16 protein-coding genes are annotated in these 17,355 nt (G+C 65.9%); 5 read left to right on the top strand and 11 right to left on the bottom strand.

The annotated features are described in order from the left end of the window. The first annotated feature begins 204 nt into the window (after positions 1–204). Positions 205–975, top strand: coding sequence for an ESX secretion-associated protein EspG (locus tag ACQP2D_RS38815; RefSeq protein ID WP_433680883.1), 771 nt, complete (start codon positions 205–207; stop codon positions 973–975). Between the two features lie 72 nt (positions 976–1,047). Here ACQP2D_RS38815 and ACQP2D_RS38820 read toward each other — a convergent pair whose 3' ends face one another. From ACQP2D_RS38820 to ACQP2D_RS38840, 5 genes are all read right to left on the bottom strand, one after another. Next, complete coding sequence (locus ACQP2D_RS38820) at positions 1,048–1,413, bottom strand: hypothetical protein (RefSeq protein ID WP_433680884.1); 366 nt, start codon at positions 1,411–1,413, stop codon at positions 1,048–1,050. Positions 1,414–1,446: 33 nt separating this feature from the next. Continuing rightward, complete coding sequence (locus ACQP2D_RS38825; protein ID WP_433680885.1) at positions 1,447–2,994, bottom strand: WXG100 family type VII secretion target; 1,548 nt, start codon at positions 2,992–2,994, stop codon at positions 1,447–1,449. A 61-nt stretch (positions 2,995–3,055) separates the two neighbouring features. Further along, positions 3,056–3,373: a hypothetical protein gene (locus ACQP2D_RS38830; RefSeq protein ID WP_433680886.1), complete on the bottom strand. Its 318-nt coding sequence runs from the start codon at positions 3,371–3,373 to the stop codon at positions 3,056–3,058. A gap of 453 nt (positions 3,374–3,826) precedes the next feature. After that, complete coding sequence (locus tag ACQP2D_RS38835) at positions 3,827–4,135, bottom strand: DUF6802 family protein (RefSeq protein WP_433680887.1); 309 nt, start codon at positions 4,133–4,135, stop codon at positions 3,827–3,829. 114 nt (positions 4,136–4,249) lie between these two features. Continuing rightward, the gene (locus ACQP2D_RS38840; protein ID WP_433195412.1) at positions 4,250–4,447 is read right to left on the bottom strand and encodes a PspC domain-containing protein; all 198 of its coding nucleotides are present in this window, start codon (positions 4,445–4,447) and stop codon (positions 4,250–4,252) included. Between the two features lie 183 nt (positions 4,448–4,630). On the opposite strand from ACQP2D_RS38840, the gene ACQP2D_RS38845 reads away from it, so the two are divergent. The 3 genes from ACQP2D_RS38845 to ACQP2D_RS38855 all read left to right on the top strand — a co-directional run bounded on the left by ACQP2D_RS38845 (position 4,631) and on the right by ACQP2D_RS38855 (position 7,069). Then, positions 4,631–6,283: an ABC-F family ATP-binding cassette domain-containing protein gene (locus tag ACQP2D_RS38845; protein ID WP_433680888.1), complete on the top strand. Its 1,653-nt coding sequence runs from the start codon at positions 4,631–4,633 to the stop codon at positions 6,281–6,283. A gap of 90 nt (positions 6,284–6,373) precedes the next feature. Beyond that, positions 6,374–6,604, top strand: a complete 231-nt coding sequence (locus tag ACQP2D_RS38850; RefSeq protein WP_433680889.1) for a hypothetical protein — start codon at positions 6,374–6,376, stop codon at positions 6,602–6,604. A 132-nt stretch (positions 6,605–6,736) separates the two neighbouring features. Then, complete coding sequence (locus ACQP2D_RS38855; protein ID WP_433680890.1) at positions 6,737–7,069, top strand: hypothetical protein; 333 nt, start codon at positions 6,737–6,739, stop codon at positions 7,067–7,069. A 389-nt stretch (positions 7,070–7,458) separates the two neighbouring features. Here ACQP2D_RS38855 and glmM read toward each other — a convergent pair whose 3' ends face one another. From glmM to ACQP2D_RS38880, 5 genes are all read right to left on the bottom strand, one after another. Continuing rightward, positions 7,459–8,835: a phosphoglucosamine mutase gene (gene glmM / locus ACQP2D_RS38860; protein ID WP_433685897.1), complete on the bottom strand. Its 1,377-nt coding sequence runs from the start codon at positions 8,833–8,835 to the stop codon at positions 7,459–7,461. Positions 8,836–9,043: 208 nt separating this feature from the next. After that, positions 9,044–9,559 (bottom strand): 30S ribosomal protein S9, encoded by a 516-nt coding sequence (gene rpsI / locus ACQP2D_RS38865; RefSeq protein WP_433680891.1) that lies wholly within the window; start codon positions 9,557–9,559, stop codon positions 9,044–9,046. Beyond that, a complete protein-coding gene (gene rplM / locus ACQP2D_RS38870; protein ID WP_354951732.1) occupies positions 9,556–9,999 on the bottom strand; it encodes a 50S ribosomal protein L13 in 444 nt (147 codons plus the stop codon). The genes rpsI and rplM overlap by 4 nt, the downstream gene beginning before the upstream one ends. Before the next feature lie 146 nt (positions 10,000–10,145). Beyond that, on the bottom strand, positions 10,146–11,918 hold the full coding sequence (locus ACQP2D_RS38875) for a hypothetical protein (RefSeq protein ID WP_433680892.1): 1,773 nt from the start codon (positions 11,916–11,918) through the stop codon (positions 10,146–10,148). A 70-nt stretch (positions 11,919–11,988) separates the two neighbouring features. Continuing rightward, positions 11,989–14,595 carry an FHA domain-containing protein gene (locus ACQP2D_RS38880; protein WP_433680893.1) on the bottom strand — a complete coding sequence of 869 codons (2,607 nt, stop codon included), beginning with the start codon at positions 14,593–14,595 and terminating at the stop codon, positions 11,989–11,991. 161 nt (positions 14,596–14,756) lie between these two features. Here ACQP2D_RS38880 and ACQP2D_RS38885 point away from each other — a divergent pair, with 161 nt between their 5' ends. After that, positions 14,757–16,148 carry a metallopeptidase gene (locus tag ACQP2D_RS38885; RefSeq protein WP_433680894.1) on the top strand — a complete coding sequence of 464 codons (1,392 nt, stop codon included), beginning with the start codon at positions 14,757–14,759 and terminating at the stop codon, positions 16,146–16,148. Here ACQP2D_RS38885 and ACQP2D_RS38890 read toward each other — a convergent pair. Beyond that, positions 16,145–17,332, bottom strand: coding sequence for an FHA domain-containing protein (locus ACQP2D_RS38890; RefSeq protein WP_433680895.1), 1,188 nt, complete (start codon positions 17,330–17,332; stop codon positions 16,145–16,147). The genes ACQP2D_RS38885 and ACQP2D_RS38890 overlap by 4 nt on opposite strands. Between the last annotated feature and the right edge of the window lie 23 nt (positions 17,333–17,355).

A 17,355-nucleotide genomic window follows, 5' to 3' on the forward strand; every position in this document is an offset into this window, starting at 1 on the left:
GCACCTGCCTGCCGCAGTGCCGGCACAGCCACGTCCACTCAGCTCGGGGGCAGCCACTCGGCCGCAGCTACTTCGGCTCAACTCGGTAGCGCCAGCGGACTCCTCCGCATCGCCGACAAACCTACTGGCAGCAGTGGGAATACATTTCCGACCGGACGCACCTCGTCCGGGCGGGCAGACCGCACTATCGATTGGAACCTCTAGATGGCTGAATGGACTTGGGAGCCCGACGATTTCGCCGCACTGTGGTTCAGCCCCGCGAACGACCGCTTCCCCAATCCACTCCGCTTCACCAGCCGCTTCGCCTACCGCGACGACTTCGACGCCCACCGCGTCACCATGCGCGAGCGCTACTCCCCCGACAAACTCGAAGAGATCGAGCTCGCCCTGCACACCTTGTCCACCTCGACGATCCGCATCCAGATCTTCGGCGGCACAACCCAACACAAGAACCCCAACGGCGGCGTCCGCGTCTACCGCATAGTCGGCGCCCGCACCGACCACCACGCAATGTCACTGGCCCAAGCCACCTTCGGTGACACCAATGGCCCCATCCGCTGCCGCCTGTTCCCCGTGGACCACCTCCCTGCCCAACTGACCAGTTCCCTTCCACCCTGCGCCCCCGGCACCCACCCACCCGCCACCTTCCACCCCGACGACATCTACGGCCGCCCCAACGGCCAACTCGAAAGCGTCACCCGCAACTCTCCCCGCGAGCGCTACCAACGCCTGCTGAACCGCCCGGCCGACGGCGGCGGCTCGGCCCTCCTGCACACCGGCTCCGTCAACAAACTCACCACCCCCCTCACCACCGTCCAATGGCACGACATAGCCAATGACGGCCGCTACACCGAACTCCGCGGCCCCCACATAACAATCCGCCCCACCACCCCCGCAGCTCTAACCACCCACTTCACCACCTGGATCGACCAGACAACCCAACGCCTGCGTGAAGCGGAAGAAGACCGCTGGTAGCCCCGCCTGGTTACGCACCCAAACCTATTGCGGCATCACGTCTTCGGGTAAACCGCAAACCATCGCGCGCCCTCAGATCAACCAGCTCTTGCGACGGTAGTACTCCGACTCCTCATCACCCTCGTCATCGATCGGCATCACAACATCCTGCGCTTTACGAGCCGCAATCGACCGCGCAATCGCCTCCCGCTGCTCGCGAGCCTCTGTGGCGGTGCGCTCTTGCTCCGCCCGCGCCTCGACCTCGAGGCGCTCCTTCTCCTCCGCCGCGAGACGCTCCTGTTCCGCGTACTCCGCTCGAGCTTGGTCAATCGCGGCGAGCACCTCGGCTCCGCCGTGTCCACTGAGGCTCTGCCTCATATCCTCGTATTCCTGTTGAAGCCGCCGGACCCCGCGCAGGTGTTCCTCTACGACACAGTCGATTTCGTAGGCGTAGTCCACGGTGTCATCCCTCCCGCTTGATTGCCAGCATGCTCACAACGGCCCTGCCTCGGCGAGTTTGGCGCCACTCTCGGCAGTCTCGCCGGGTTGGGTGCCGCTCGGCATCGGTTCCGGAAAATGCTCGCCATCTTCCTCGCGCTTGCCCGATGACGGGACCCCAGGAACAGTCCCCGACTGTCCTGAGGGAGTCCCTTCGGACGCGGGAAATTCGCCACTCGACTTCTCCGGTGTCGACTCCGACGTGGACTTGTCGCCCAGTGTGGACTTGTCGTCCTCTCCCTTGGGGTCGTCGGTCGAAACTGTCAGATTCCCCTTGTCATCCAGCTTCACCCCATATTCATGGGTCTTGCCGTCCGCATCGGTCATGACGAATTTCGGCTGACCATCGGCGCCGATCTCGAGCTTCAGGTGCTTACCAGCCAGGTCGAACTCGGCTTTGACCGTGCTGTCCGGCTTGCCGTCGCCATCTTTGTCCTCGGTCTTGTTCGCATCGAAGACCTTCTCGATCTCTTTCACCGCGTTTTCGACCCCGTCCTTGATCGAGGTGCCCAGCGATGTGAGTCCTTGACCGACGGATTCACCCAGCGACGTCAATTGCGACGCTGCCGAGGTCAGGGATGAGAGCCCGGACAGGAGACTGCTCGCTGTTGTTGCCGCGGTCGTAGTAGCAGTGCTCGGCGTGCTTCCAGGATTGCTACTCGGCGAGCTGCCGGGGTTGCTACTCGGCGAGCTGCTGGGCGAGCTGCCGGGGTTGCTCGGCGAGCTGCCGGGTGTCGACGGACTGGGCCCCGGATCGTGGGTGGTGGGCTTCACCGTAGTATCCGCTGGCGTAGGGTACGCCCCGATGTCCAGTGTGTTCAGCGACTTCTCGAGGTCACCGTACAGTCGGCGAATATTATCCTCGGTACTCTTGCACAGCTCCTCGAATTTGGTCACAGTTCCTTCGACATGCGGAACAAAGGTCTCCCGCAACCACTTCTTGGCATCCTCGCCGACCTGAGAATTAGGCTGAAGAGTACCGTATTCGATCAGCGAATCAATTTCTTTCCCGCCGAGACCGTTCCCGTCCGGAATATCCGGCTGCGACCCGTTCCAGTATTTGTCGACGGTTTCCGCCTTTGCCTTGACGATACTTCGCAGGCCGGCAGTGGTCGACTTCAGCGTCAACGAGATTCCGGTGGCGTGATCATAATCGGTCTCAGCCCTCTTGACCTGGGCGTCCAGCATGTTCAAGGCCGCGTCTCCCGCCTGCCCCTGCCACACCGTGGACAGCGCCGACCGCTGCCTACGCTGCGTATTCAGCTCCTCACTGAGCGAACTGACGATCTTCTCGAGGGTAGTGGAAATACTGTCGAGCTGCGCGAGGTCCATATCCCGCTCGGTATCATATTTCGCACACAGCTTCGCGTACTCGTCATCACCGCACAGCTCACGCTTACCGTATCCGAAATTCGCAAATACCTTCACATATCTCGGCAGATAGTGTTCGAAATACTGCAGCCCGGAAGCGCCCCCGTCCAGCATCTCCTTGACGGTTGCATCCGGCGGGGCGGCGTACGCGGACGACGCATTGTCGGCCATCAGCTCACCCCACACATTCCGAATACAGCAATCTGTCGGGCAATTTCACGAAATTCCAGCATCACAGATTCACCCCCGCCGCTGTAATTTTCTTGACATTTGCATCATCGACGGTCGCATAGGTATTCGCACTTGTACTTGCTTGGGTCCCCATTTTATCGACTGCCGTCTGCCAATTCTTGAGCCAAGTTCCGATACGCCCCAGGGCGTCGCCAACCTTCTTGCCCTCGGCCGCGTAGTCTCTGCCCGCTTGGGCGGAACCGAACTTCCAGCCCTGCACGTCGGCGGTCTTGCCGCCGACGTTGGCCGCCGAGGTCTTCAGGTTGTTGCCGAGCTTCTGCAGCGCGGTTGGATCTACCGTTACCTGCCCACTGGCCACGAGAACCCTCCATCCCAACTACTTCGCGGTCGTCCCCACCCCAGGTGCAATCCGATGCCCCACCAGGGTGCTGCCATATCTCTATGGACGCGCCCGAGTCGGGTTCGGTTCCATCGGATTGATTGCCCAGGTCGTATCAGCAGAAATCTACTGGGTGGGTCTATCGGCTACAACCGACCATCAGCCCAGCGCCGCGGTCTCACCGCATCGATCGGGTCCGCAGGTTCCACTGATCCGCACGTCTGTCGCGCGGATCAGTGCAGCCTGCGGCCGACGGTACCCACGAAGGGTCTGAGATGTGGGGGCCGTTGTCGGACAGTGTAATTGGGGGTCCGCGGTGTCGTCGAGACATGGACCTACGACGGGCCGACCGGTTGAGTACGCGGATCGCAGCACTGGGGATGTAGCGATCCCAGTGCTGCAAGCAGTTTGTTGTGCGGGCCGGATCAGCGGCTAGTTGCCGATCTTGCCCTTATCGGTCCGCACCCACTCCGACGATCCATCGGGATGCCGATGGAACTCCCATGCCGAGTAGTCGCCGTCCTTCTCCACCACGGTCACCTGGTCGGCGATGCCGTCGTGGTCCCAGTCGGTCCACACCTGCATGGCCTCGGGGCCGGTGGTGGTGACGGTGTCGAGGGTGCCGTCGCCGTCGATGTCCTGAGTGGGGTGATGCAGTTCGACTTCACCGAGGCCGTCCAGGGAGGAGGATGCGTCGATGCCGGGTAGATCCATGCCCGGGAATTCACCTGAGGTGATCATGACTCCTCCTGGTCGGGACTCGCGTGGGTGACACGGCGGTCGATCGGTGGATACCGGTCCATAGTGTCATCCGCGAGTCCCGGGCGCAGCGCCTGCCCTATTTGTTGGGCACGATCACTTTTTCGGAATGATCAGCCACAGCACCAGATACACGATGAACTGCGGGCCGGGGAGCAGGCAGGACAGGACGAAGAGCAGGCGAACGACGTTGGCGTTCCAACCGAAGTATTCGGCGATGCCACCGCAGACACCGGCGATCCACTTGTCGTTGTTGGAGCGGGTCAGGCGGCGGGTGGGGGCGGGGGCGGTCATGATTTCCCTCTCTGGTGATGTTCGGTACGACATCAACTCTGCCGAGGAAAACCGCGCCGGACATCGGTCGCATGACCTATCCCGACCCTGATTTCCGCAGGTCGGAACTCAGGGTGCGACCCCGAGTCCACGTTGACCCGGCCCGATGCGGACGCGCCGACCGAGCACGGCAGACTCGTGCGGGTGAGCACCACTCTGCACGCCCGCGGACTGTCCGCGGGCCACGGCGAACGAACCCTGTTCGACGACCTGGACTTCACCCTTGCCGCGGGTGATGTGATCGGCCTGGTCGGCATGAACGGCGCGGGCAAGTCGACGCTGCTGCGTATGCTCGCGAACCGATCCACACCCACCGGCAGCATCACGTTGTCACCGCCCGATGCCACCGTCGGCTACCTGGCACAGGAGCCCGAGCGGGTCCCAGGGGAGACGGTGCTCGAATTCCTCGGCCGCCGTACGGGTGTCGCCGAGGCACAGCGGACCATGGATGCCGCGGCGGAGGGTTTGACAGACGGCGGCGAGGACGAATATTCGCCGGCCCTCGAGCGCTGGCTCGCGCTCGGCGGTGCCGATCTGGACCAGCGGGCCCAGGAGATCGCGGCGGAGCTCGGTCTCGTGGAAAGCCTTCCGAACGGCCTCGATACTCCGATGATCGGACTCTCCGGCGGCCAGGCCGCACGGGCGGGGCTCGCATCGGTGCTGTTGTCCCGCTTCGACATTCTGCTGCTCGACGAGCCGACCAATGACCTGGATCTCGACGGCCTCGCCCGGCTCGAACAGTTCGCGACCGGCGTTCGGGTACCGCTGATGGTGATCAGCCATGACCGAGAGTTCCTGGCGCGCACGGTAAATCGCATCGTCGAACTCGATCTCGCACAACAGCAGGTGGGGATCTACGACGGCGGCTACGAGTCGTACCTGATGGAGCGCGAGATCGCGCGCCAGCATGCCCGCGAGGCCTATGAGGAGTACGCCGATACCAAGGCCGGGCTCGAGGCCCGTGCCCAGATGCAGCGCAACTGGCTCGAGCACGGCGTTCGCAATGCCCGGCGAAAGGCGCGCGACCCCAAAAAGGTCGACTCCGATAAAGCGGGCCGCAAGATGCGCGCGGAATCCACCGAGAAGCAGGCCGCCAAGGCCCGCCAGACCCAGCGGCGCATCGAACGCCTAGAGGTGGTCGACGAGCCCCGCAAGGAGTGGGAGCTGCGCATGAGTATCGCCGCCGCCCCACGCAGTGGCTCGGTGGTCGCCACCTTGTCCAATGCCACGGTCACCCGAGGAGAATTCACCCTCGGCCCGATCACCACGCAGGTCGACTGGGCCGACCGCATCGCGCTGACCGGCGCCAATGGCTCGGGAAAATCCACGCTGCTCGCACTGCTGCTCGGAAAGATTCAGCCGGACAATGGAACTGCCGCGCTCGGCTCCGGCGTCGAAATCGGCGAGGTCGACCAGGCGCGCGGCCTGTTCCGCGGAAGTGCCTCCCTCGCGAACACTTTCAGCGCCGAAATGCCCGACTGGTCCGACGCCGACGTCCGCACCCTCCTCGCCAAATTCGGCCTGCGCGGCCCACATATCCTGCGTCCCTGCGAAACCCTGTCCCCTGGCGAACGCACCCGCGCCGCCCTCGCCCTCCTGCAAGCCCGCGGCGTCAACCTGCTCGTGCTCGACGAGCCGACCAATCACCTCGACCTACCCGCCATCGAACAACTCGAGCAGGCCATCGAATCCTTCGAAGGCACAATGCTTCTGGTAACCCACGACCGCCGCATGCTCGACTCGATCACCGCAACCCGCCGCTGGCACATGAACAACGGCCACCTCACCGAAAGCTGAGTCGCCCCCGCGTCAGCCATCGGGTGACGAACCCGAAAGCCATCCCGGGCCCGACCGGCGAAGGATACGACACACTCTGGGGAGCCAACGATGGCACTGCTGGTGTACTACACCAAGATTCGGGACAATCCAACCGAAGTGGAGTACCAGTTCGGGGAGACGCAGGACAACCTGAACCGGAGCCTGATCATCGACAAGACGAGCAGCACCGCCCGCTCGGACCGACCCGAGGACGGGATCTTTCGGGCCACGGCAGGCCGGATAGTCCATCGGGCCCGTCGCGAGAAGGCGTGGCCGCGCGACGGCATGATCGCCTCGTAGATTCATCACCCCACGCCAGCCACCCTGACAGTATTGGGAGACCTGCGTTGGGGCGGTGCGGGCGGGTGCGGAGGGTGGCTTGGGGGGCGGGGGGCGTGCTCGGGCAAGTTCCAAGAGTTCGGCGGCTTGGGTGTGGCCGCGGCGTCTGTGGTGGCGTTGGAGTTCGAGGGTCAGCGTGGCACGCGGGACACCCCGGCGCAGAGCGGCGTTCAGGGTCGCCAGGGCATCCGGTCGGCTGGCGGTTCGTGCTACGTCGATCGCGGTTCGGACGGCGTTGGTCGCGACGGTGCCCTGGATCAGTTCGAGTTCGTCTTGGTCCACATGGTCGCGGTGGACGATGAGGCGGCCGATGCGGGAATCCTGTTGAGCAAGGACGTGGGTGGGGTGGTTGTGTTGTACCGCGAAGCCATGGAGTTCGGCGGCGGTGTTGTAGGCGGCGGCGAGGGTGGGAACGCCCATCGATAGGCGGGCCGCCTCTACGCGCAATTGGGCCGAGGGTGCGGTGGTGGCCTCACGGAAGACGCCGCGGAAGACGCGGACCCATTCGCCTTGGTCGAGGAGGGCGCGCATCTCCGCGCGGGTGTACTCGCAGAGCACCTGCCATGAGGTGAATACGCCGAATTGCTTGTCACGCACTTCTTCCAGGCCTGGTCGCATGTGCCAACTATCGGCGAACAGCGCCTCGGCCGCGCGGCACCGACCAGCGCAAACAAAAAGTCTGTGGATAACCGGTTCCCTGTGGACAACTCGCCGCATCGGGATCGCCCGACAACGGCGAGGTTCCGGTCCACACGTCGTGGCAGCTTCACGTCCGGGTACTGAAGCTCTCGCAAAGAGGCGCTGAAGGAGCGGCCCTACACCGCGGCGACGCGCTTCGCGAGGTCGTCGGCCAGTTGTTGGGCCTGGACCGAGTCGGTAGCCTCGACCATTACTCGGACCAGCTGTTCGGTTCCGCTGGGGCGCAACAGGATTCGGCCGGAGTCGCCGAGGGCTCGTTCGGCTTCCTGGACCGCCTCCTGGATTTCGGGGGCGGCGGCGACCGCGGCCTTGTCGGTGACCGGGACGTTCACCAGGACCTGGGGGACGGTCTGCAGCACCGATGCCAGATCGGCCAGTGTGCGGCGGGTCTGTGCCATGCGGGCCATCAGTTTGAGTCCGGTGAGGATGCCGTCGCCGGTGGTGCCGTAGTCGGGGAACACCACGTGGCCGGATTGTTCGCCGCCGAGGTTGTAACCACCGCGGCGCAGTTCCTCGAGTACGTAGCGGTCGCCGACGGCGGTGGTGCGCAAGGTGATTCCGGCCTCGCGCATCGCGATGTGCAGGCCGAGATTGCTCATGACGGTGGCGACCAAGGTGTTCTGGGCGAGCGAGCCGGTTTCGTGCATGGCCAACGCGAGGATGGCCAGGATCGCGTCGCCGTCGACGATCGCGCCATCGGCGTCCACGGCCAGGGTGCGGTCGGCGTCGCCGTCGTGTGCGATGCCCAAGTCCGCGCCGTGCTCACGCACCGCGCGCTGGATCTGGTCGAGATGGGTCGAGCCACAACCGTCATTGATGTTCAGGCCGTCCGGCTCGGCATTGATGGCGAACACCGTTGCTCCGGCCTCGCGGTACGCGGCGGGACCGACCTCGGCGGCCGCACCGTGCGCGCAGTCCACCACGACGGTCAGCCCGGACAGATCCTGCCCGGTCGCCTCGACCAGATGCTCGACGTAGCGCTCGTGCGTTCCGGCCACGCTGTACTGATCGGGGATGACCAGCCCGTGGTCGCGAGCACCGGATGCGTTCACCACCCGACCGATGGCGGCACCGACCGGACGCAGTGGCGCGCCCTCGGCGATCAGCGCCTCGATCCGGTCCTCGATCGCGTCATCGAGTTTGTGCCCGCCCGCCGCGAAGATCTTGATCCCATTGTCCGGCATGGGATTGTGTGAGGCCGAAATCATGACGCCGAGGCAGGCGTCGTACAGACCGGTCAGATACGCGACGGCGGGCGTCGGAAGCACCCCCACCGAAAGCACATTCACACCCGCTGCGGTCAGACCAGCGGTCACCGCGGCCTCGAGCATTTCGCCGCTGGCGCGCGGATCGCGACCGACCACAGCGAGCGCGCGCTTCTTGCCGCGGCTCAGGATCTGCGCCGCCGCTCCGGAAACCTGTAGCGCCAGTTCCGGACTCAGTGATCCGTTGGCAAGCCCGCGGACTCCGTCGGTGCCGAACAAACGTCCCATACCCTCGCCCATCATCGGTGGATCCGCGGCGTGCCCGAAAGCAGCAGTCTGTACGACCGGGAAGTGCCCCGCGAATGCCTCGAGTTCATACAGCACGAGAGCAGGCGCCCAGCGATACTGGGAGCCTGCTCTCGTGCAGGTGCCCCGCCGACCGTACCGTCTCCAACACCTCCAGGGTGACGGAAGACGGCGGCCGACGCAGCCAAGATCAGCGCTTCGAGTACTGAGGCGCCTTGCGGGCCTTCTTGAGACCGTACTTCTTACGCTCGGTGGCGCGCGGGTCACGGGTGAGGAATCCGGCCCGCTTCAGGGCGGGACGGTCATCCGGGGTGACCTCGATGAGCGCACGGGCGATGGCCAGACGCAGCGCACCGGCCTGGCCCGAGGGGCCACCGCCGACGAGACGCGCGTGGATGTCGAAGGACTCGGTCCGCTCGACGGTCACCAGCGGGGACTTGACCAGCTGCTGGTGCACCTTGTTCGGGAAGTAGTCCTCGATGGTACGGCCGTTCAGCACGAAGTTGCCGGTACCCGGCAGCAGGCGCACGCGAACGACGGCCTCCTTGCGACGACCGACGGTCTGCACCGGGCGGTCGATCACGATCGGGGCGAAGGTGGTGGGCTCGGCCTCGTAGCCGTACTCCTCCTCGACGACCTCGACGTTGGCGTCCTCGACGACCGCGTCGTCGGCGTAGTCCTCGTTGAATTCCTCAGGAGCGGTCACTGGGCCACCTGCTTGATCTCGAACGGAATGGGCTGCTGGGCGGCGTGCGGATGCGTCGGGCCCGCGTAGACCTTCAGCTTGCCCGCGATGGCGTTGCCGAGCTTGTTCTTCGGGATCATGCCCTTGACGGCCTTCTCCACGAGACGATCGGGGCGCGACTCCAACACCTGACCGACAGTGCGCGACTTGAGGCCGCCCGGGTGTCCGCTGTGGTGGTGGATCAGCTTGTCCGACTTCTTGTTGCCGGAGATGGCAACCTTGTCGGCGTTGATGATGATGACGAAGTCGCCACCATCGAAGTTCGGCGCGTAGGTCGGCTTGGTCTTGCCGCGCAGCAGATTCGCTGCCTGGACGGCGAGACGGCCGAGCACTACGTCAGTGGCGTCGATGACGTACCACTTCCGGGTCACGTCACCCGCCTTGGGGCTGTACGTAGGCACAGTGGTTCCCTGTCTGTAGTCGGTGTTGCCAGCCGCGGCGTGCGGTCGAGCGAGTTCCCGGCGGCCGGTGGAGACCCGGGGCTCGACATACCTTCCACACGCCAACGGGCAACGATACCAGCCATGCCCGAGCGGTATGAAACCGGTCAGATCTCGATCGGCGGACCGTGATCGATGGCGCCGGGCGGACCGGGCACGACATAGCGGGGGACGTCGATGCTCGGCTGCGCGCACTCCGCTCCGGCCGCGTCGTAGCCGGACTCTTCCAGTACCAGCACCATGCCCGGGTCGGATCCGCGCGCCGCGGCGATGCCGGCACGCTGCTCATTGGTGACATACGGGGTCAACGGACAGGAGACCAGCGTCACGTCCGCGATCGAGGCGGCCAGTTCGACCCGGTCGCCGCCGGACGGCATGCCCATGGCGGCCAAGGCGGCGGCACCGGCCACTGCCGGGGCGCCGAACAACTTGCCCCACCGCTTGCCCTTGCGCGGCTTGTCGTCGTCCGATTCGGCTGGCCGCTCGCCCCACTGGCCCTCGGCACCAGGAGGTTGCGGCGGTTGGTAAGGAACGCGCGGTCCGACCGGAGGCGCCGGCGGTTGCGCCGGGGGGCCCTGGGGTGCGGGTCCTTGCGGACGCCCCATCGCGGTGGGTCGCTGCTCCTCGGGGTACTGCCCGGGCGGCCGGGTGAATCGACTACCCAACTCGGCGAGATTCGGCGGTAGGGATTCCCGGCCGACGCGCGTGGTCGGCTCCTCACCGGTGGGTTCGGCGGGCGGCACGGTCGGATACCCGGGCCCGTACTGAACCACCGGCGCATGCGGTGGCGCCGGCTCCGGATGCCCGGGCCTCGGTTCCGGACGACCCGGCACCTGCTCCGGTCGCGACGGCAGATCCGGCCGTCCCGGCAATACCTCCGCCTGCCGCTGCGCCGAAAACGCCTGCGCGGCCTCGGCCTGCCGCTGCGCCGCAAGCGCCTGCTGCTGGGCGGATTCGGCCTGCTGCACCGACTCCATCTGCCGCTCCCGCGACACCGGCGCCGGCTCGGCATGCCGCCCCGCCGACTCGGGCTCTCCGTTCTCGTTATCGGTCACCAGCAGATGCGAGGCACCGAGCACCAGCGCGTGCATCGGGTGATCGGCCACGTGCAAACGGTGTCCCAGGTGGTTCTGGAAGGCCAGCCGCAATGCGTCGTTGAAGCAGACATTGCCCGACAGCAGCACCGTCGAGGTGTCCGCGCCGATCGAACGGGCCGCGGCCATCACCTCGATCACCACATTGTCGGCCGAACGCGCATCGCGCATGGCCTCGGCGGTCACCGGCACATCGACCGATTCGGTCGGCTGCTCATCGTCGCCGTGCACGGCAACCACCAGCATGGTCCGCCCGTCGGAGTACACCCCGGTCGCGCCGATGCCGTGCGGATTGCGCTCATCCGGCGAGCGCACCAGACCGAGCGCACGCACATATCCGGACAGCGCGACACTCTCCGGCAGCGGCTCCACCGTCACATCGAGCCGTTCCACCAGATCGACGTACACATCGACCTTGGCGTCGGGCCAGCCGTCCGGGAAGGGCAGGGCCACCAGATCCGGTTTACCGCGCAGATATTTGCCGATGGCCGCGAGCGGGTTGTACATGCGGGCCCGGAACACCAGTTCGGCGGGCCACGTCGCACCGGCCACCACGATCTGCGGATGTCCGAGGATGTCGCGCACGTCGGCGATCGCCATCCCCAGATCCGGCCGCTGCCGCTCCACACCGGCGGTATGCAGCCGACCCGACGAATCCGCCAGCAGATATGCGGGCGGCGTATATGTTCCTTCTACCTGTACCGGGCGGATCGGTGTCCCACCGCCGCCTGCGGCAACGGACACCACATCCCACCCGAGATGTACTGCCCCAACTCGCACCGTCACAGGCATAAGTGTGCCTGCTGCGCGACCGACATGCTCACCGCATCCGGGTAGACCTCGGATGACCGGCTGCTCACGCCGTCGACTTTCGCAACCGCAGGCGACGCCAGGTGATGATGGCGAGCACCGCGGTGATCGCCACGAGCAGGGCGGTATCGAGGTACCAGATGCTCGCCTCGTGCTTCCACAACGCGTCGGGTTGCGCGCTGGCGAACAATGTCCGAATATCCACCGTCGACGCCCCGGCCGCGTAGCCCCAGCGCGATGGGAACAGCCACGAGACCTGCTCGAGCACGACCCGGTTGGTCACCGGGATCAGTCCGCCGGCCATAACCAGCTGGACCATGATCATCACCACGAGCATCGGCATCACCTGCTCGTTCGACTTCGCCAGACTGGACAGCAGCAGGCCGAAGACCACACAGCAGACCGCGGTCAGGGCGATATCGAGATACAGCTCGGCCGGTCCGTTCGAGATCACCGAACCCTCCAGCGGCGGCTTCTTGCCGACCAGCGTGATCCCGACCAGCACCGCGGACTGCAGGAACGCGGTAATGCTGAACACGGCGATCTTGGCGAGCAGATAGGCCGATGGCAGCAGTCCGACCGCACGCTCGCGATAGAAGATGGTGCGCTCGCCGACCAAGTCGCGCACAGTGAGCGTGGACCCCATGAAGCAGGCGCCGAGAATCAACACCACCAGCAACTGCTGGGTCTCGCCTCCGCCGGAGGGAACGAAAAGTGTCTCGTTGCCGCTCTGCACCTGCTCCAGCGGACCCGACTGGAAACCGTTACTGCCCGGCACCACCAGGGACAGCGCACCGAGAATGAACGGCAGAATCACCAGGAACGCGAGATAACCGCGATCCGCGAAGATCAATCGCACCTGCCGCCGCGCCAAGGTGGAGAACTGCTTGGCGCGCCCGGATTGTGGTGGACTACCCGCCGAACCCTGCCGCGGCGGCGTGGGCGGTGGTGGCGGTGGCGCGAACGCCTGCCTGGACCGGTACGCGGCGAACGCCTGATCCGGATTCGCGGCCACCCGGCCGAAGATCTCCGCCCAGTCGCTGGTGCCCATGGCCGCGCCGACGCTGGCCGGATGTCCGCAGAAGGCCGTCTTGCCGCCGGGCGCGAGCAGCAGCACCTGATCGCACATGTCGAGGCAGGCCACCGAGTGGGTCACGACGATGACCGTGCGTCCGGCATCGGCCAGCTCGCGCAGCATCACCATGACCTGACGATCCAGCGCCGGGTCCAGGCCCGAGGTCGGTTCGTCCAGGATCAGCAGCGACGGACCGGTGAGCAGTTCCAGCGCCACCGACGCGCGCTTGCGTTGACCGCCGGAGAGTCGGTCGACCCTGGTGTCGGCATGTTCGGTGAGCGAAAGTTCTTTCAGCACACCGTCGATCACCTGCTGGCGGTCGGCCTTCGAGTTGTCCGGCGGCAGGCGCAGTTCGGCGGCATAGCCGAGGGCCTGGCGCACGGTCAGTTGGCGGTGCAGCACATCGTCCTGCGGCACCATGCCGATGCGGGAGCGCAGCGCCTCGTATTCGGCGTGCAGGTTGCGGCCCTCGAAGGTGACCACACCGCCGGAGGGATGGGTGGTGCCGGCGATCAATTTCGACAGCGTCGACTTGCCCGCGCCCGACGGACCGATGAGTGCGGTCAGTGTGCCCCGCCCCGCCTGCATATTGACATCGATGAGCAACTGCTTGTTGCCCTCGACCGTGAAGCCGACGCCGTGCACGTGCAGGCCCTGCTCGGCGACCGGCTTCTGCCGAAGCACCAAAGTGCCCTGCTGGACGACGAAGTCGATATTGCCGATGGTGATGATGTCGCGCTCGCGCAGCACCGTGCGCTGCTCGCGATGGCCGTTGACGAAGGTGCCGTTGGCCGAACCGAGGTCCTCGATGGTCAGCCCCTCGGAGCCCGCAACCAGGCGGGCGTGCTTGCGCGAGGCCAGCGGATCGTTGACGACGATCTGATTATCGGAGGTACGACCGATATTGAGCCCGCCGGGCGGCAGCCGGTCGGCCCTGGCGATCGGCGCGGTGGACGGGCGCGAGCGGACCGGCGGCAGCATCGAGGAGTCGGCCTTGAAGGTCATATTGACGTTCGGCTGCTGTGGCTGGGCGGGCGGCGCCTGCTGAGGCTGCGGCTGCGAAGGTGGCTGTGGGTGCTGCTGTTGGGCCTGCGGCTGCGACGGCGGATGTGCGGATTGTTGCTGTACGGCTTGCTGTTCCGGACGCTGCTGTGCGTGTGGTGTGCGTCGCGGATGCTGATACCCCGGCGGCACCGACGACCGCTGCTGTGCGACGGGCGGCTGGGCGGGCGGCTGGGCCATCGGAGTCCGCGGCCGCGACGTCGCCGCCGCGGGCAGCAGATGCAGCAACGGACCACTGATCGCATCCCCGAGCCGCACCTGCGTGGGCCGGGTGATCGGAACCGGTTGACTCAACCGGCGCGCATCCACGAAAACGCCATTGGTGCTGCCATTATCGGTGAGTACCCAGCTGTTCCCCTGCCAGGCGAGCGTCGCGTGCACTCGCGAGACCAGCGGGCTGTCCACGAAGAGCGTCACTTCCGGTGCGCGACCCATCGTGACCTGTTGATTCGAATCGAAGACCCGTTCGGTTCCATCATGGCGCACGGTGATGGTCTGCGCCCCCGGTGAAGACATGCAGCGGATACTATTCCATCACCCGGACTTCGGCGGTGCCCCCGATGCGCCTTTTACCCCGATCCGGAGACCGTTATGAATGCGCTACCGGCCGACTAGGGGGAGCCTTGCCGAAACTCCGAGCGACCGCAGTCCTTACCGCAGTGCTATGCGTAATCGCAATGTTGGCGGGCTGTACTCGTGAGGTGAGCGGTCGTGCGGTTTCGGTCTACGACGATCCGTTCAAGGTCGCCGGACTGCCCACCACGAGCGGCCCGAGCGGACCGCGCCCCAACGTCCCCGATACCTCGCTCACCGCGATCAACGGCGACAGCGGTGAGGTGGATGCGCTGGCGCTCAACGCGATCGAGGATATTCAGACCTATTGGCGCGCCGAATACAGCAAGGACTTCGATGGTGAGTTCAAGCCGGTCGACAAGCTGATCTCCTGGAGCGCGAAGGCGCCGCGCAGTCAGGCGCTCGAATTCTGTAAGGAATCCACCTATCACCTGGTGAACGCCGCCTACTGCCGATTGGACAACTCCATCGGCTGGGACCGCTCGGTGCTGCTGCCGACGATCGAGGACACCTTCGGCAAGATGGCGGTGATCATGGTGCTCGCCCATGAATACGGGCACGCCATCCAGACGCTGGCCAAAATCGTGCAGACCAAGGATCCGGTGATCGTCAAGGAACAGCAGGCGGACTGTTTCTCGGGCGCGTTCATTCGCCATGTGGCCGAAGGCAAATCGAAGCACTTCACCATCAACACCTCCGACGGCCTGAACTCGGTGCTGGCCGCGACGGTCGCGATTCGCGATTCCAATCCCGATGATCCCGAGAGCGTGCACGGTTCGGCGTTCGAGCGGGTCACGGCGGTGCAGATCGGCTTCACCGACGGTCCGAAGGCCTGCAAGGCCATTGATATGAACGAGATCGCCCGCCGCCGTGGCAATTTGCCGCAGAGCTTCAAGGACGATCCGGGCCGCGGTGAGAATCCGATCGACAAGGACAGTCTGATCGAACTCAGCAAGGCCCTCGCCGCGATCCTGCCGCTGAAGCCGGAGCCGACCTATGACTACTCCGGCGCGAAGATCGACTGCAAGAACGGCGTCGCGACACCGCCGGTTTCCTACTGTCCCGCCAAGAACACCATCGCGACCGATGTGCCCGCACTCGCCCAGCGCGGCACCTCGAACGCCGATGACAGAGATCCGTTGCCGATCAAGGTGACCGGCGACTACAACGGCTATGTCGTCTTCATCTCGCGCTATACCCTCGCGGTGCAGCAGCGCAACGGCCAGGATCTGGTCGGCGCCAAAGCCGGACTGCGCGCGGCCTGTCTGTCCGGTGTGGTCACCGGCAAGCTGGCGGAGCCGGGGCGGACCCAGGCGCAGGGCGATATCATCTTGGCCGCAGGCGATCTCGACGAGGCGGTCTCCGGACTGCTGGCCGATGGGCTGGCGGCGAGCGATGCCGAGGGCAAGACCGTACCGAGTGGATTCTCCCGAGTCGACGCGTTCCGCGCCGGGGTGCTCAATGGCGAGCACACCTGCACATCGCGGTATTCCTAGCCGAACGGCGGTGGGGCGGCGGGTTCGTAGCGCAGCACCCGGTTGCCGATCATCACTTCGGTGCCCGGCACCAGCACCATCGGCTGATGCGGGGACAGGCGGATCCAGTCGCGGTAGCCGGGCAGCCGGGTGCGGGTGCCGTTGGTCGATCCCCGATCCACCAGGGACACATCCCAATTCACCAGCAGCACCTCGGCGTGCGCGCGGGACATCCCGCCCGAGGAGTCCTCGACCTTCAACGGCACCATGCCGCGACGCGCCTGTTCGGAATGCTCCGGATCGCGACCGAGGACCGCGTCCGCGGCCAGCATGTAGGTCATGCCGTCGTCGAGGACGAGCATGCCCAGCGGCGGACGCACCACCTCGATCAGCTGCTGCGTCTGATCCACCGGCATCCCGCAGACCGTGCAGAAGGCCGAGCGCGGATCGCTGGGATGGGCTCGCGCGCACTTGAATCCCATCACCTTGACCGTGAGCGCGGTGGCCTTGGCGGTGGCCTCCAGTCGGCGCTGCAGATCCGGATCCGGGCGCGGGGCCGGGTTGGTACCGCCCGTTTGGGTCGGCGCGTGATGCGGGTCGACCGGTTGCTGGTCCTGGACCGAATCGAGCATCGCGGTCGAGGCTCTGGTCTCGGTCAGCTGCGGTTCGGGGTGCGGCCGTTGGGTCGGACCGGAATCGATGCGCGCGGTTGGCGGCGGTGGGCGATGGGCGGCCTCGGACGGCGCCGATGTGGACCTGCCGCGCACCGCGTCGGACCAGACGATCGCACCGCCCGCCTGCGCGATTCCCTCCACCAGCCAGCCGATTCCGCGTTCGGCGGGCAGTTCGGGAGTGCGGCCCCTGGGGTCGTCGACGAATAACGCGACCGCCCGCGCGGGCACCGTCGCGACCCGGTCGACCGTGAAGGCGGCGTCGCTGCCCCGGTAGCGCTCGAGCGTCCCGTCACCGGCCAGCACCGCCGTGATCGCACCGTGCAGGAAGATCGCCACACCGCCGGTCTCGGCCGCGGACAGAATGCCGAAATCGATCGGCTCGCCGGGACTGATCTGTTCGGCATATTTCATGAGCCAGCGGGTTGCCGCGCGCGCGACCAATGCGCCGGGACCGTCGGGATGCTGTTCGGCGGCCTCGCGGACGAGTTCGGCCAGTGATTCCACTGCGATGACGGCGGTTGCGTCCGACATCGGTCGAGAGTGCCCACGATGCG

Origin of the sequence: Nocardia sp. CA-119907 (genome assembly GCF_050955995.1) — a bacterium.
Classification (GTDB): domain Bacteria; phylum Actinomycetota; class Actinomycetes; order Mycobacteriales; family Mycobacteriaceae; genus Nocardia.